The following is a 14,970-nucleotide window of genomic DNA, read 5'->3' as shown; positions in this document are numbered from 1 at the left end:
GCCCGCGAAGCGGAGACGCCGAGCGGCAAGGAATTAGTGAGACCTGTCAGACGTATCTGACATGCGCGCAGCCGACCGAGTGGCTCCCCTCGCCGTCGCCCTCCTCCTGCTGCTGGCGGGGTGTGGGAGCGGCCCTGGTGGGGGAACGGCGACCGAAGCGCCCGCGACAACGGACGGAGTGAGCCCGGAACCGACGGCCGCCGACGGAACCGGAACGACGACCGCCGACGAGTCCGAGACGGCCGAGTCACCGACGCCCGGGGATGGGACGCCGACGCCGGCGAGTACGGACACTGGCGCACCGAGCTACACCGTGACCGTCGAGAACGGGACGCTCCCAATCAACGCGACCCGGACCTATGCCCGCGTCCAGTCGTTGCTCGACAGCGACGCCGAACCCTGGCCGGTGCGGGTGCGAAACCTCAGCGAGTGGCGCCGGAGCGTCGGACGCGTCGGCGCGTCACCGCTGAACCGCGCGCTCGGCTTCGAGAACGTCTCCGTCGACTGGAGCGAGCCGACCGGCGTCACCCGGTTCGGCGCCGTCTACGTCCACCCCGGCGACGGCTCGGCCGGGAAGACCGAGCGCGTCCTCGCCCACGAGTTCGTCCACCTCGTCCAGTACCGGACGACGCTGCTCCCCTGGGCCGGACGGCTGACACAGCAGCGGCTGACGACCGACCGGCTCAAGACCCGCCGCTCGCTCGTCGAGGGCGGGGCGGTCTACGTCGCCGACGTCTACGCCCACCGGTATCTCGACGTGCAGAACAACTCCGCGTACGTCCGGAACCTCTACGAGTCGGGGTCGGCGACGTACCGCTCCGCGCTCGCCCAGTACCGCTTCGGCGCCCAGTACGTCGCCCACCGCATCGACGACCCCGCGAACCTCTCGCGGGCCTACGACGACCACCCTCGCACGACCGAACAGGTGATCCACAACTACAGCCGAAGCGAGGAGCCACCGGCGAACCTCTCGGTGGTCGTGGGGAACACGACCGACGAGTGGGCGTCGCTGGGGAACAACACGCTCGGTGAGATGACGACCCGGACCGCGCTGGGGACGGAACTCACTCCCGAGCGAGCGGCCGTCGCCGCGACCGGGTGGGGCACCGACCACCTCGCCGTCTTCCAGCACTCAACCAACGACAGCCGCTTCGGCTGGGCGTGGGTCCTGCGCTGGGACACCGCCGCCGAGGCGGGTGAACTCGAAACCGCGCTCGACGACTACGCGACCGCCCGCGACCGCGCCTCGCCCGCCGACTTCCGCGTCGTCTCCCTCGACGACCGGACGGTCGCGCTCGTGTTCGGCGACCCTGCCTTCGTCACCAACGCCACCGTGCGCGCCAACGGGAACGTGACGGTCGCCGTCGGCGAGTGACGGCGCGGCCCCTCACGGTCGGTACCGTTCGGCGTGGTCGGGGCAGAACTCGGGGTCGCGGAGTTGCGCCGCGACGACGCCGGGCTGGCGGTGGGGGTTCGCGAGCCGGCAGTCCCCGTCGTCACAGAAGGCCTCGCCCGTGTCGAGGTAGTGGTAGGCCTGGAGGACGTACCCCCGGAGCGCCTCCGTCGTCCGCGGGTCCGACTCGACGAGGAAGTCGCCCTCGACCTGCTCCTCCAGCACCTCCCGGGGCGGCGAACTCCCGGAGACCATCGCCGACTGCTGTTTCGCCTTGTAGTAGGCCTCCGGCTTCGCGGGCGCCTCGTAGAGGCCGGGCACGGAGACGAGACCCGGCTGACCGAGGACGTTCACGCGCTTGTGCCAGCGGCCGTCGTGGTCGCCCCAGGTCCCCAGCACGCGGTCGAGCAGGGGGACGTGGAGGTGGTCGAGGCCGCGCTCGTCGGCCGGGAGCCGCCGGCGGAGCGCCTCCTGAACCGCGAGGCCGTCGTAGATGACGCCGCCGGCGCGCTCGGGGTGCTCGAGAGCGCGCTCCTCGTAGCGGACGATGCCGAGCATCGTGTTGCCCGTCTCGCGGTCGTACGGCGAGAGGACTCGCGCCGCGGCGAACGCCTCCGCGAGTTCCCCGTCAGCGTAGATATCGAGAAACCAGTCCCGGACCCGAACCTCGGCGGCCACGCGCTCGGCGAGCCAGTCGGCGATGGCGTCGGCGTTGGCTTCCGTCGTCGGCGCGCGATAGAGCGTGACCCGGTCGACCATATTCGTCGGTGGTATCCCCGCGTGAAAACGTCTTGCGGTCGGCGGTGCTGTCGCTGTGCCGGCAAGCGTGTTGCACCGGACGCGAACGAAGTGAGCGTCCGGCTTTTTCGCCCACGTTTTTCGACGAGTGGTGGCCGGAGGCCACCCGAGGAGAAAAAGGTGGTCAGTCGTCCGCGGGCTCGGCGCGCGTCGTCATGTCCACGTCCTCGGCGTCGACGCCGAGTTCGTCGATGGCGGCCTGTGCGGCACGCTTTCCGGAGAGGAGCATGGCGCCGAACGTCGGCCCCATCCGCGGGAGACCGTAGGTCGTCGCGGTAGCCATCCCGGTGACGACGAGGCCGTCGTGGGCGAGACCGGTGTGCTCGACGACGGCGTCTTCGCTCTGACCGACCCACATGGAGTCGTGGCCGGGCGAGTCGTGACCGGGCGCGCCGTAGGAGTCGTCGCCGGTCTGGTCCATGCCGGTGTTGTGCTCGTCGGCGTGCTCGATGCCCGGCGCGTTCAGGACGCCCCGCTCCTGGAGTTTCGAGATGGCGACGGCGTCGTGGCCGGTCGCGTCGATGACGAGGTCCGCCTCGACCGCGATGGGGTCGACGCAGGTGATCTCGCGGGGGAGCGCGTGGACCGGCGTCCAGTTCATCACGATGCCGCCGACGCGGTGGTCCTCGCGGATGACGATGTCCGTGAACTCGGTCATGTTCTGCATCTTCGCGCCCGCGTCACAGGCGGCCTTGATGAGGCCGGAACAGGCCTCGGGCCCGTTGGCGACGTACAGCCCCTCGCTGTCCTGGGACTGCTTGTAGTCCACGTCGAGGTCGTCGAGCACCTGCTGGGCCGGGCTCCGGACGGTGACCTTGTTCATCAGGAAGCCGCCGAGCCAGAAGCCGCCACCGAGGTAGTTGTTCTTCTCGACCACCATCGTCTGAACCCCGCGCTCGGAGAGTTCCTTCGCCGCCATCAGCCCCGAGGGACCCCCACCGACGATGATCACGTCGCTGTCGCTGAAGTCCATGAACTCCTCGGTCCACTCCTGGCCGATGGCACGGGTCACTTCCGCTTCGCCGACGTCGCTGAACTGATCGAAATCGCGTTCGCTCATACCACTGGGTGTTAACACCCCGTGGTGTTATGCGTTGTGTTATAAATTACCGATACAAGCGGCTTATGACTGGCGTCGCGGAGCAGGTGGCGCAGTGAGAAGTGCCGAACCGGGCGGTCAGTCGTCGGCGCCGCTGACGGCGTCGACGAGATCGGCGAGGGCGATTGCGGCGTCCTCGGCGGTCTCGGCGAGGACGTAGGTGATCGGTTCGATGCCCATGGCGCCCTCGTGATAGACGACCGTCGGGACGCGACCGGCCTCGCGGAAGCGGGCTTCGAGGTGCACGGCACGGCCATCGTAGTCGGCATCGAAGGCGACGGGGTCGTAGCCGGCGTCGCGGGCGGCGTCGAGAATGGCGTTGGAGGTAGCGAGGTTGATGCCGCCACGGATCGAGTCGTCGACCCGCATCGCGGTGAGGATCGTCGTCGCGACGTGTTCGGAGGCCCCGAACTCGGGGTTCGAGGGGACGTTGACGCGGCCCCGGAGCGAGTGGATGCGGCCGGGGATCGCCGCCACGTCGAGCTGGTCTTCGGCGTTCGCGAGCGCCATGCCGACGTTCATCCCGACGTTCGGGATGTGATCGACGACGGCCGGCGTGTCGGCGATCCGGCGGGCGGCCTTCCGGACGGAGGCGAGCACCGCGCGCTCCTCGCTCACGTCGGCGTCGAGCCCGCGGATACAGAGGTCACAGCCCGTCCCCTGGAGGGCGGGCATCTCCTCCTCGTGGACCGCACAGATGGGACCGCGGTCCTCGAACTCCCGGACCAGCGCGAGGAGTTCGCCCAGCGCCTCGTAGTCGTCCATCGAGCCGTCGGCGAAGCCCGCGGCGATGCGCTCGACCGTGGCCTGCATCCGGGCGTCCTCCACGAAGCGGTCCTCGGTCGGAACGTCCTCGTTGAGGTACTTGCTCACCGCGGCCTGCGTGACGCCGAGACGGTCCGCGACGGCCTGCTGTGTGAACCCGCGGGCGTCGAGTTCCGCCGCGAGCATCGCCCGCGCCGTCGGCAGGAACCGCTCGACGACGATCTCGCTCGGTAACTGGAGTGCCATTGGCCCTGCGGGGGGTTCGGCGGTCCGGCGTTTAATTCCCCCGCCCCGTCCGGGACCGTCGCGGGGACCGTCCCGGGTTCGGCCGAGGGAAACGACGGAACCGCCAGCGGTTGCCCGTTTCGACTGCGAAGAAAAGCGAAAACTGATAAGTCGCGCTATTGAGAACCGTTGGGAAACGCCCGTATGGTCTGGCAGAACACCCCGTTTACTGCGCCGCTGCTCGTCGCCGCAGCGGCGGTGCTGCTCGCGGCGCTGTACGTCGTCCGCCAGCAGCGCGCCTACGAGCCGGTTCCCGGGGGCTATCTCTCGGTCTGTCTCTCGATTGCCGCCGCGACCGCACTGCTCGTCACCGCGGTCAGGGTCGGGGTCGTCGGGACCGACGCCGCGACGCTGTGGCTGAAAGCGACCTACGCCGTCGCCGCGCCGATACCCGGCCTGCTGTTCCTGTTCGCGCTCCGGTACACCGGGACCGACGACTATCTCACGCTCCCGACCGCCGCCGCGACGATGGCCGTCCCGGTGGCGTTCGCCGGCCTCTCGGCGACGAACGGGTTCCACCGGCTCGCCTGGACCGACGTGGCGGCCGCGACCAGCGGCTACGAGACGCTCATCGTCGAATACGGTCCGTTCACGGCCGTGTTCGCGCTCTACAGCGGCGTCGTCCTGCTGGTCAGCGTCGCCCTGCTTGGGCGACACGTCCTCGACTCGGAGGGCATCTACCGCAGACAGGCGACGATACTCGTGATGGGCGCCACGACCGCGCTGGCGGGCCTGGGCGTCGAGGCGGCCGCGCTCAACCCCGTCCCCGCGGTGAACGTCTCGCTGGTAGGCGCCGGCGTCGCCGCGTTCACCATCTCCTGGGGCATCGCCCGCCACGGCCTGTTCACGCTCGTCCCCGTCGCCTCCCAGACCGCCGTCCAGCAGATGGACGAGGCCGTCGTCGTGATCGACGTGCGCGGCCTCGTCGTCAACGTCAATCCGCAGGCCGAGCCGTTTCTCACCGTCCCCCTCGACGAGGCCACGGGCCAGTCGGTCGGCGACGTGCTCCGTCCCTTCGCCGTCCCGCCCGCGCCCGTCGACGCCTCCATGAGCCACCGCGAGGCCGTCACCGACGAGGAGACCGGGCGCCACTACCAGCGCGTCGGCACGCCCCTGACCGACGACGACGACATCCTGCTCGGCGAACTCATCGTCCTCCGGGACATCACCGAGCGAACCCGCCGGGAGGAGCGGCTCCGCCAGCAGAACGAACAGTTAGAGGAGTTCGCCAGCGTCGTCTCCCACGATCTGCGCAATCCGCTGAACGTCATCAGCGCCCGGACCCAACTGGCCCGCGAGACCGGCGATGCCGAACACTTCGACGCGCTCGAGGACGCCGCCGACCGCATGGACCGGCTCATCGACGACCTCCTCCAGCTCGCCCGGCAGGGCCAGACCGTCGGCGAGACCGAGGAGGTGCTCGTCCGCGAAGTCGCCGAAGACGCCTGGGCCACCGTCGAGGCACCCGCGGCCGACTTCGAGATCGTCGGCGACGAGGCCGTCGAGGCCGACCGCGACCGCCTCCAGCAGGCCTTCGAGAACCTCTTTCGGAACGCCATCGACCACGTCGGCGAGGACGTCGCCATCCGCGTCGAGACGATGGCGGACGGCTTCGCCGTCGAGGACGACGGCCCCGGCATCCCTCCCGAGGAGCGCGACGAGGTATTCGAGTACGGCCACACCACCGCCGACGACGGCACGGGGTTCGGCCTCTCCATCGTCTCCGAGATCGTCGACGCCCACGACTGGGACATCGGCGTCACCGACGGCGAACGGGGTGGCGCTCGCTTCGAGATCACCGGCATCGACACCGCTCGGCAGGTCTCGCTCGAAGCCGCCGAGAGCCCCTTCGAGTTCGAGTGAGCCGCTCTCAGCGCGCGCCGACCCAGTCGGCGATGCTCGATTCGGTCCCCGAGACGGCCCGTTTCAGGTGCGTCTGCTCGATGTCCGTGTCCTCGCGCATCGCCTGTCGGGCGGCGTTCTCCGCCAGCAGTTCGAGGTCGCTCGCCGCGTAGCCCTCGGTTGCATCGACGACCGGCCCCCAGTCGATGTCGTCGGCGACCGGCCGTCCCCGGAGGTGGATTTCGAGGATGGCCCGCCGCGCGTCGGCGTCCGGCGGCGGCACCTCCACGCGCTCGTCGAACCGGCCCGACCGCCGGATGGCACCGTCGATGTCCTCGACGAGGTTCGTCGCGGCCGCGACGACCACCTCCTCGCCCACGTCCTCCAGTTCGGCGAGCAGTTGGTTGACCATCTGCTGTTCGCTGGTGTTCATGCCGCCGGTCCGCGAACCGGCGATGGCGTCGATCTCGTCGATGAACAGCACACAGGGAGCGTTCGCCTCCGCGACGGCGAACAGGTCCGCGACGTTCTGTGCCGGCTGGCCCATCCACTTGCTCGTCAGATCGGCGGGGGTCGCTTCGAGAAAACCGTGGCCGAGTTCGCCCGCCAGCGCCCCCGCGAGGTACGTCTTCCCACACCCCGGCGGGCCGTAGAGCAGGAGGCCATTGAGCACGTCCAGCCCGTACTCGTCGTAGTCCTCGGGGTTCTCCAGCGGATCGATGACCGTCTCGCGAAGGCGGGCTTTCAGGTCGGCCATCCCGCCCACGTCGTCGAAGTCGCGGCTCGGGTCCGGTTCGACCAGCGACCGCGCTTCGAGGTCGACGCCGGCCGGCTGTTCGACGTGGTCGTCCTCGTCGGCCGGACCGTCCCACCCCGGGATCGAGGAGTCGGCCTCCTCGGCGGCCGCCACGAGGTGGTCGGTCCCGATGTCGACGCCCTCCCGCAGGGCCTTGCGGGCGGCGTTCTCAGCGATCAGTTCGAGATCGCTGGCCGCGTAGCCCACCGTCTCCTCGACGACGGGTTCGAGGTCGATGTCGTCGGCGACCGGCCGGCCGGCGAGATGGATGTCGACGATTTCGCGGCGTGCGTCGGCGTCCGGCGGCGGCACCTCCACGCGCTCGTCGAACCGGCCCGACCGCCTGATCGCCGGGTCCACGTCCGCGACGAGGTTCGTCGCCCCCATCACGACCACGTCGTCGTCCGTCGACTCCTCCAGTTCCGTCAGCAGTTGGTTGACCATCTGCTGTTCGCTTGAGTTCATGTTACTCTCGCCGTCGCGGGCGCCCGCGACCGCGTCGATCTCGTCGAGAAAGAGCAGGCAGGGCTGGTTCGCGCGGGCGATCTCGAACAGTTCCTGCACCTTCTGGGCGGGTTCGCCCATGTACTTGCTCGTCAGGTCCGCCGGGGACACCTCGACGAAGTCGTGGCCGACCTCGCCGGCCAGCGCCTCCGCGATGTAGGTCTTCCCACAGCCCGGCGGCCCGTGGAGGAGGACGCCGTTGACGACGCCGACGCCGTACTCCGCGAACGTCTCGGGGTCCTCCAGCGGGCGGACGACCTTGTGGCGCAGCGTCTCCTTCAGGTCGCCCATGCCGCCCACGTCACCGAAGCCGCGCTCGACGCGTGCCTCGACGAGCGTGTCGGCGTCCATCTCCACGTCGTCGGGCTGGACGATTTCGTCGTCGGTGGGGTCACCGCCGGGGCTGACGCCGCGCTCGACCGGGCGGTCCGTCCCGTCGGAGCGGCGACCAGTCCGGTCGCCGTTTTCCCCCCCGTCGTCCTTCGAGAGCTGTTCTTGCACGCGGTCGAGGGTGACCTCGTGGCCGTACTCCGCGAGCCGGGTCGGGTCCTCGGAGACGAAATCCGACAGCCAGCCGTGGTCCACGATCTCGGCTTTGCTCACGTCGGCGTCCCGGAACGTGAGCAGGATGGCGTTGTCCTCGTCGGGGTCCTCGCTGCGGTACTCCGCGAGCCAGAAGGGGAGATAGAGCCGGGTCACGTCCGTCACCTGGCGAAATCCCTCGGGGTCGAAGTCCCCGGGCAGGCCGTAGTGGTCACGGAGCTTCCGCAAGAAGAGGTCGGCGGTGTCCGACTGTCCGTGGCTGCGCTGGTCCTCGTAGTCGGCGACCCGCTCGGGCAGCAGCGACGCCGCGCGCTCGTTCGCCACCTGGAACTCGAGCAGGATGCTCCGGCCCAGTCCCGAGCGGTCGCGGCCGAAGTCGTAATCGCTCGTGGGGAGGTTCGTCAGCGACTCGGTCTCGGCGGCGTACTGGCCGACGTGTTCGTCGTTGTCGGCCCACAGCCCGTCCAGAAACGCCGTCTCCGATTTCTCCTCGCTGCCGATCAGCGTCCCCTTGCTCGTCTCGTACTCGAAGTCGACCCGGAAAACCGGGTAGAAGACGCGGTGCAGGCGTTCGAGCCGCTCCTCGTCCCCGAACGGCGTCAGCGTCCGGGACTCGAGGTGTGTCCGCACGATCTCGGCCGTCGGCAACTGCCGGTCGACGTACACGTATGGCGGCAGCGACACCTCAGTCACCCCCCGACCGGATGCGGTCCTCGGCGGCTTCGAGGGCCGCCTCGGCGTCGAAGTCGTCGCGTATCTGCGCCAGTTCGGCGTCGCTCGCGTCGGCCAGTTCGCGGGCGTGGGCGGTCACGTTCGGGACCGCGCGGATGATGTTGTCGACGATGGGGACCGTCGCGGCCTGGGCCGACCGCGAGAGGGGGTTCAGGTCGATGACGAGCTCCGTTTTGCCCATCTCCGCCAGGGCCTCTGCGCGGTCGCCGTCCTCCAGCGGGACGAGCACCACGTCCGCGGCGCCGATGCCGTCGGCGTCGACCTTCGCCCGCTCGTGGTCCAGCCCGGGGATGCGCCCGTCGGCGGTCAGGCCCTTCACGTCCTCTGCGCCGTGGTCCTGGAGGTGCTCGACGATGGCCCGCATCCGCTCGTCGGTGCGGTTGAAGAGGTTCACCTCGATGTCCGCACCAGTCGCGGCCGCGAGGTCGACGATCTCGCCGGGGACGAGGGCGGCGACGTTGCCGTTGACCGAGAGGACCGCGTGGTCGGCCGCGAGGAGGTGGGCGGCGGCGGCGCGGGCGGCGTCGTCGGCGCTCGGAATGGTCTCCTCCCCGAGCAGGTAGTCGTAGGCCTCACCGCGCCCCTGTGCGATGAGTCCCTGCCGGGAGGTGATCCCCGCCTCGACCCCCGCCTCGATGCGGTGGCGAGTCAACAGCGACTCGTACCGCGGGTGGCTCTCCGGTATCTCGATGTCGTCCATAGAGGGAGCGGGCGGGCCCGGACCAAAAATCACGCGTTCCCTCAGCGAGCGTGAGAGTCAGGCCTCGACCGCGGTCGCGGCGTCGCCGCCGAACGACCGAAGCGAGTCCAGCGCCTCGCGTGCCTCACGCCGCGTCGGGTAGGTCCGCATGCTCTCCGCGAGCGTCGAGCCGTCGGTGTCGACCAGCCGCCACCGCCAGCCGCCGCCAGAGGGCTCAAGCGGCGCGTCGGCAGTCGTGTCCTCGCCGTCTCCGCCGTCGTCCTCGTGGAGCTCGAAGGCCGGCGAGTCGATGTCGAGCAGGCTCGCATCCGAGAGGCTGGCCCGGAGGTGGCCGAGCGCGCGCTGGGCCTCGCGCCGGCTGCCGAAGGTCGACCCACTCCTGCCGATGACGGTCCCGGCGGTGTCGATGAACCGCCAGCGCCAGCCGTGGCCGTCCTCGACGATCTCGAAGGCCGCCACGTCGAAATCGAGCAGGTCCGCGTCGGTCGCCAGCTCCTGCACCCGCTCGAGGTCCGCCCGGACGTCCGCGCGCTCGTCGTGCGTCCGGGTCCCGACGGCCAGCGTGTTCCGGTCGAAGTCCACCAGCCGCCAGTGCCACCCACCGTCGGACGAGTCCGACGAGGCGTCACTCGCTCCGCTCGCGACACCCCCCGAGCCCTCCTCCAGCCGGAAAGCGACGGGGTCGGCCCGGAAGACGCTGGCCGCCCCGGCGTGGTCGCGGAACAGCCGGCCCCGCTCGGCGACCCCGTCGCGGGAGTCGAAGACCTCGGTTCCGGTCGCGAGTCGACTCCGGTCGCCGTCGACGACCTCCCAGTTCCACTCGGTGACGGTCGTCCCCTCGTCGTCGACCGTCCGCTCTCTGGTCCCGAACCGGACCGCGATGTCCTCGATGGTGTGGACCGTCGCGTCGGCAGCGAAGGCCGCGACGGACTCGGCGGCCGCCTCGGCGTCCTCCCTGGACGCGAACCCGTCCTCGCTCCGGGCGACGATGGTTCCGTCGGGGTGGATGAGTCGCCAGCGCCACCGGCGGTCCTCGCCCGCGCCGGTGTACACCTGGAACGCCGCGGCGTCCATCGTCCGCCCGTCGGCGTTGGGCGCGAGCAGTTCGAGGGTCTCCATCCCCTCCCGGGCCGCGTCGGCCGACCCGTACCGGCCGGGGCTGGTCGCCAGCGTCTCCCCGTCGGCACCGACCAGCCGCCAGTGCCACGCACCGTGGGCCCCGTCCGACGATCCTCCGCCGTTCCCGTCGGCCTCGTACAGTTCGAGCGTCGCCGTCTCGATCTCGACGAGGTCGGCGTCCGGCGCGTGTTCTTTCATCGTGTTCATCGCCGCCGCGGCGTCCTCCTTCGAGGCGTGTTCCTGACCGCTGTCGGAGACGACGCTCCCGTCGCCGTCGACCAGCCGCCAGTTCCACCCGCCGTCGGGGGCCTCGTAGAGATGAAACGCCGACGAGTCGAACTCGATACGGTCGGCCCGCTCGATCTCCTCGCGGACGCGCTCGACGGCCGCCTGTGCCGCGGCCTCCGCCTCGTAGCCCGTCTGTGGGCACTCCGCGACCGTTTCACGGTCCTCGGTCACCAGCCGCCAGGCCCAGCGGTCCCCCTCGGGGTAGACCTCGAACGCCGCGTCGTCGAGGTCGATCACCGACGCGTCCGCAACGACGTCTTTGATGCGGCCGACGACCGTGCGCCCGCTCTCCGCGGACGGGACCGGCTCCTCGCAGGTCGCGACGACCGACGCGTCGTCGTCGACCAGTCGCCAACCCCAGCCGCCGTCCTCGTGGGCGACCACCTCGTAGGCCGGCGACCCCGTTTCGAGGAAGGGCGCGTCGATGGCCCCCTCCGCGAGCCGGGCGACCGACGCCTCGGCGGCCTCGCGGTCGGGGAATGTCGCCGCGCTCTCCAGGATCGGGTCGTCGGCCGCATCGACCAGCCGCCAGCGCCACTCCCCGTCGGCGTCAGCCGGCGAGCTGGCGCTCCCACCGTCGACCTTGATCAACTCGAATCCGACGTACTCGACGTCCATCAGCGGCGCCGACGGGATCCGTTGGCGGGCGGCCGCCAGCGCCTCCTCGGCGGCTGCGCGCTCGTCGTACCCGCCCGGGCCGGCGGCGAGCGTCCCGCGGTCCTCGTCGACGAGGCGCCAGCGCCACACACGCTCGCCGTCGTCCGCAGAAGCGCCGCTCGCGTCGCCGGCGTTGCTCCCGTACAGCTCGAACGCGCCGTCGTTCACGTCCAGCCGGGCCGCGTTGGGACCGTGTTCCTTCAGGAGGTTCACGGCGTTTTCGGCGCGGCCGCGGGTGTCGTAGGGGCCGTCGCTGTCGGCGAGCGCGATCCCGTCCTCGTCGACCAGCCGCCAGCGGTACGCGCCGTCGGTTCCGTCCGCCGAGCCGTCGGCCCTGTACAGCCGGAACGCGGCGTGAGTGATCTCGAGCAGGCTCGCCGCCTCGACCTTCTCCTTGATGCCGTCGAGGGCGAGTTCCGCCTTCGTCTGTGTCTCGTAGTCGCGGACGCTGTCGGCGACCGCCGCCTGTTCGACGAACCACCAGCGCCAGCCCCCATCGCTCGGGAAGACGGCGAACACGCCGTCACGGGTGGCCTCGCCGAGCATGACCGCCGACGCCGATCCCGACGCCGTCGCCTCCTCGTCGACCATCCAGGACAGCGTCTCGGCCGGCTCCTCGTCGAGCAGGAGGCTCCGGCGGCCGGTCACCACGGGGATGAGCGCCGCGACGACCGCGACGACGCCCAGCCCGCCGACGTAGGCCGCCGCGACGGCCCGACTCGGCGTGGTCGCGAGGTTCCAGCTACGGGGATAGAGCCGGAAGAAGAAGCCGACGGCCGCGAGCGACGCGACCGAACCGAGCACGGCGACGTAGATCGCCCGCCGTCGCAGGGGGAGTTGCAGGACGGCACCGAGCAACAGACCGATGCCGGCACAGCCCCCGAGAACGACGACGATCTCCTCGAGGGCGAGCGGCGCGAGCCCGAGGTCGACGGCGGTTCCGACCGCGAGGACGCCGCCAGCGGCGATGGCCGAGAGCAGCCCCAGCACGAACACCCAGTACCCGTACACCTGGGGCTTCGTGCGCGCTTCCCCCACGTACTTGTCGTACACCCCGTAGAACACGCTGTCGGGGCGGGATCCGGTTGCCATTCTGTCACCTACCCCGTCGGTAAGCGAGGTGGTGACGTTAAATGTGGGGTCCGTTCGCGGGGTCAGACCGGGTCGGGGCTCTCGTCGTCCGGCGTCGCCATGCGTGCGCCCGTCGGGTCGATCCAGCAGGTCGCCGGGTCGTACCCCGCGTCGGAGAGGCCGTGGCCCAGCGCGAACACCGTCTTCCCCAGCATCGCCATCGACGACTGGCCGTCGGCCTCGTTCACGTCGAGGATCACGTCCCGGATTTCGGGCGTCAGCAACTCCGCCTCGCGGGCGAACTGCCGGGAGGCGCGCATGAACGAGGCCAGCGTCGGCTCCTCGACGAGCCGCGAGAGCGCCCGCTTGCCCGCGTGGTTCAACAGCTCCGAGTCCCCGGAGATGACCTCCTCGGTCGGGAGTTCGCCCATCGTGTGGTACTCGACGCGGGCGCGCTCGGGCACGCCGTCGAGCTGGTTGTCGTGTGGCCCGCCGGGTTCCAGTCGAATGGGGGCGCCGCCCCGGGCCTGCGCGACCACGTCACCGAGCCCCGTCCCCGCCTGCACCTCCGCGCCGTGGGCGATGGTCACGAGTTCGTTCTCCGAGAGCCCACGATCGAAGGCGGCGTTGACCGCCAAGGCCGTCCCGAGCGTCGTCGCGCCCGAGACGCCGAACCCGGAGCCGACCGGCAGCGGCGTCTCGGCCTCTACGCGGGCGGACGCCTGCAGCGTATCGAGAACCGTCTCGACGGCGTCCATCTCGACCGCGACGCCGTTGAGTGCCACCGACGGCTCCGCGGCCCGTTCGACCGTGACCGTCACGCCGTCGGTCAGTGCCAGCCCCGCACCGCGGGACCCGGTCTTCGTCGGGTCGGCCTCGTTGCGGTGAATGGAGAAGAAACCGGTCACGTGCCCCGGCACGAACGCCTCCGCGTCAGTCATGCCTCCCCGTCGGGTCCCCGGGCACGTAAATGGTGGTCGTTATGTGGCCGGCGGCGGGATTGCCGAGCGAATGCCGACCGATGCAGACGGCACCGACCCGACGCTCCTCGCCCCCGACCACTGTCTGCTCGACGAACGGTTCGCGGTTCGACTCCGCGACTTCCCGCCGCGGCGGACGGTGACCGTCCGCGCACGGTTCCCGCTCGACGGCGCGATGTGGGCGTCCCACGCCGTCGTCCGGACCGACACCGACGGCCGCGCGGACCTCGGCGAGCAGGCACCGCTCGCGGGCACCTACGGACGGGCCGACGCGATGGGACTCGTCTGGTCCGCCCGCCGCGTCGGCGACCGCCCCGCCGCCAGCGACCGGGTCGAGTCGGACGGGAACGTCTCGCTGACCGCCTCGCTGGACGGCCGGACCCTCGCCACCGCAACCGTCGAGCGCCGCTTCGCCAGCTCCGGCGTCACGCGCCGGCGCGTGGCCGACAGCGACCTCGTCGCCGAACTGTTCGAGCCACCGGGAACGGGACCGCATCCGGGCGTCCTCCTGCTCGGCGGGTCTAGCGGCGGCTTCCCGTCGCGCCGGGCGGCCTCGCTACTGGCCTCCCGCGGGTTCGCCGTCCTCGCGCTCGCGTACTTCGGCGTCGACGGGCGCCCCTCCCGGCTGGTCGAGGTCCCCCTCGAATACATCGACGGGGCCGTCGGGTGGCTGGCCGACGCCGGCGCGGTCGCGGACCCGCCGCTGGGCGTCGTGGGCTGGTCGCGCGGCGGCGAACTCGCCCTGCTGACCGGCGCACGGTGTGACCGCGTCCGAGCCGTCGTCGCCTACGTCCCCTCGTCGGTCGTCTTCCAGGGCAACGCCGTGACCGAGGACCCCGGCTCGGCCTGGGCGGTCGACGGCGACCCCTACCCGTACGTCCCGCTCTCGCCGCCGCCGGCGTTCCGACTGCGGGCCGGCTACCACTGGCTCCGGCGAACCCCGCTCGCGCTCCGCCCCCTGTTCGAGCGCGGCCTCCGCGAGACGCCCGACGCGACCCTCGACGCGGCTACCATCCCCGTCGAGGAGATCGGCGGGCCCGTCCAGTTCGTCACCGGCGGCGACGACCGGGTCTGGCCCGCCCCCGACCTCGCCACGCGGGCGATGGCCCGTCTCGACGCCACCGAGTACCCCCACCGCTACGGCCACCTGCGGGTCCCGGGTGCCGGCCACGACATCAAGGTTCCCTCCCACCCCACCACCGAGCGCGCGACCCGCGGGATGGCCCTGCCCGGCTTCCCTCTCCTGCTCGCGATGGGGGGCACCCCCGCCGGCTACGCCCGCGCCGACCGCCTCGCCTGGGACCGGACCCTCGATACCCTCCGGCACGGCCTCGTCGAGGAGTGAGGAACGGCGAACGGACCGAGACGCCCCGGTCGAGCGAGCGAGGAGGAACGACC

10 protein-coding genes are annotated in these 14,970 nt (G+C 71.0%); 3 read left to right on the top strand and 7 right to left on the bottom strand.

Annotation, left to right across the window (positions count from 1 at the left end):
• Positions 1–61 precede the first annotated feature (61 nt).
• Positions 62–1,375 carry a hypothetical protein gene (locus MUG96_RS04945; protein WP_246987059.1) on the top strand — a complete coding sequence of 438 codons (1,314 nt, stop codon included), beginning with the start codon at positions 62–64 and terminating at the stop codon, positions 1,373–1,375.
• Between the two features lie 12 nt (positions 1,376–1,387).
• Here MUG96_RS04945 and MUG96_RS04940 read toward each other — a convergent pair whose 3' ends face one another.
• The 3 genes from MUG96_RS04940 to MUG96_RS04930 form a co-directional block, all read right to left on the bottom strand.
• Positions 1,388–2,152, bottom strand: a complete 765-nt coding sequence (locus tag MUG96_RS04940) for a DUF7001 family protein (protein WP_246987057.1) — start codon at positions 2,150–2,152, stop codon at positions 1,388–1,390.
• 163 nt (positions 2,153–2,315) lie between these two features.
• On the bottom strand, positions 2,316–3,251 hold the full coding sequence (locus MUG96_RS04935; RefSeq protein WP_246987056.1) for a sulfide-dependent adenosine diphosphate thiazole synthase: 936 nt from the start codon (positions 3,249–3,251) through the stop codon (positions 2,316–2,318).
• Between the two features lie 117 nt (positions 3,252–3,368).
• A complete protein-coding gene (locus MUG96_RS04930; protein WP_246987054.1) occupies positions 3,369–4,301 on the bottom strand; it encodes a thiamine-phosphate synthase family protein in 933 nt (310 codons plus the stop codon).
• A gap of 183 nt (positions 4,302–4,484) precedes the next feature.
• On the opposite strand from MUG96_RS04930, the gene MUG96_RS04925 reads away from it, so the two are divergent.
• The gene (locus MUG96_RS04925) at positions 4,485–6,203 is read left to right on the top strand and encodes a sensor histidine kinase (RefSeq protein ID WP_246987051.1); all 1,719 of its coding nucleotides are present in this window, start codon (positions 4,485–4,487) and stop codon (positions 6,201–6,203) included.
• Positions 6,204–6,210: 7 nt separating this feature from the next.
• Here the strand turns inward: MUG96_RS04925 and MUG96_RS04920 are convergent, their stop codons facing one another.
• The 4 genes from MUG96_RS04920 to MUG96_RS04905 form a co-directional block, all read right to left on the bottom strand.
• Positions 6,211–8,709 carry an AAA family ATPase gene (locus tag MUG96_RS04920; protein WP_246987049.1) on the bottom strand — a complete coding sequence of 833 codons (2,499 nt, stop codon included), beginning with the start codon at positions 8,707–8,709 and terminating at the stop codon, positions 6,211–6,213.
• Position 8,710: 1 nt separating this feature from the next.
• A complete protein-coding gene (locus MUG96_RS04915; RefSeq protein ID WP_246987047.1) occupies positions 8,711–9,457 on the bottom strand; it encodes a 4-phosphopantoate--beta-alanine ligase in 747 nt (248 codons plus the stop codon).
• Between the two features lie 57 nt (positions 9,458–9,514).
• Positions 9,515–12,613 (bottom strand): YegP family protein, encoded by a 3,099-nt coding sequence (locus tag MUG96_RS04910; RefSeq protein WP_246987045.1) that lies wholly within the window; start codon positions 12,611–12,613, stop codon positions 9,515–9,517.
• Between the two features lie 62 nt (positions 12,614–12,675).
• Positions 12,676–13,533, bottom strand: coding sequence for a pantoate kinase (locus MUG96_RS04905; RefSeq protein ID WP_246987043.1), 858 nt, complete (start codon positions 13,531–13,533; stop codon positions 12,676–12,678).
• Positions 13,534–13,603: 70 nt separating this feature from the next.
• Here MUG96_RS04905 and MUG96_RS04900 point away from each other — a divergent pair, with 70 nt between their 5' ends.
• Positions 13,604–14,917 carry an acyl-CoA thioester hydrolase/BAAT C-terminal domain-containing protein gene (locus tag MUG96_RS04900; RefSeq protein ID WP_246987041.1) on the top strand — a complete coding sequence of 438 codons (1,314 nt, stop codon included), beginning with the start codon at positions 13,604–13,606 and terminating at the stop codon, positions 14,915–14,917.
• Positions 14,918–14,970 lie beyond the last annotated feature (53 nt).

It is taken from the genome of Halorientalis marina (assembly GCF_023028345.1).
GTDB lineage: Archaea > Halobacteriota > Halobacteria > Halobacteriales > Haloarculaceae > Halorientalis > Halorientalis marina.
Note: the sequence above shows the minus strand (reverse complement) of the source record. Positions and strands in the feature narration are given on the sequence as shown.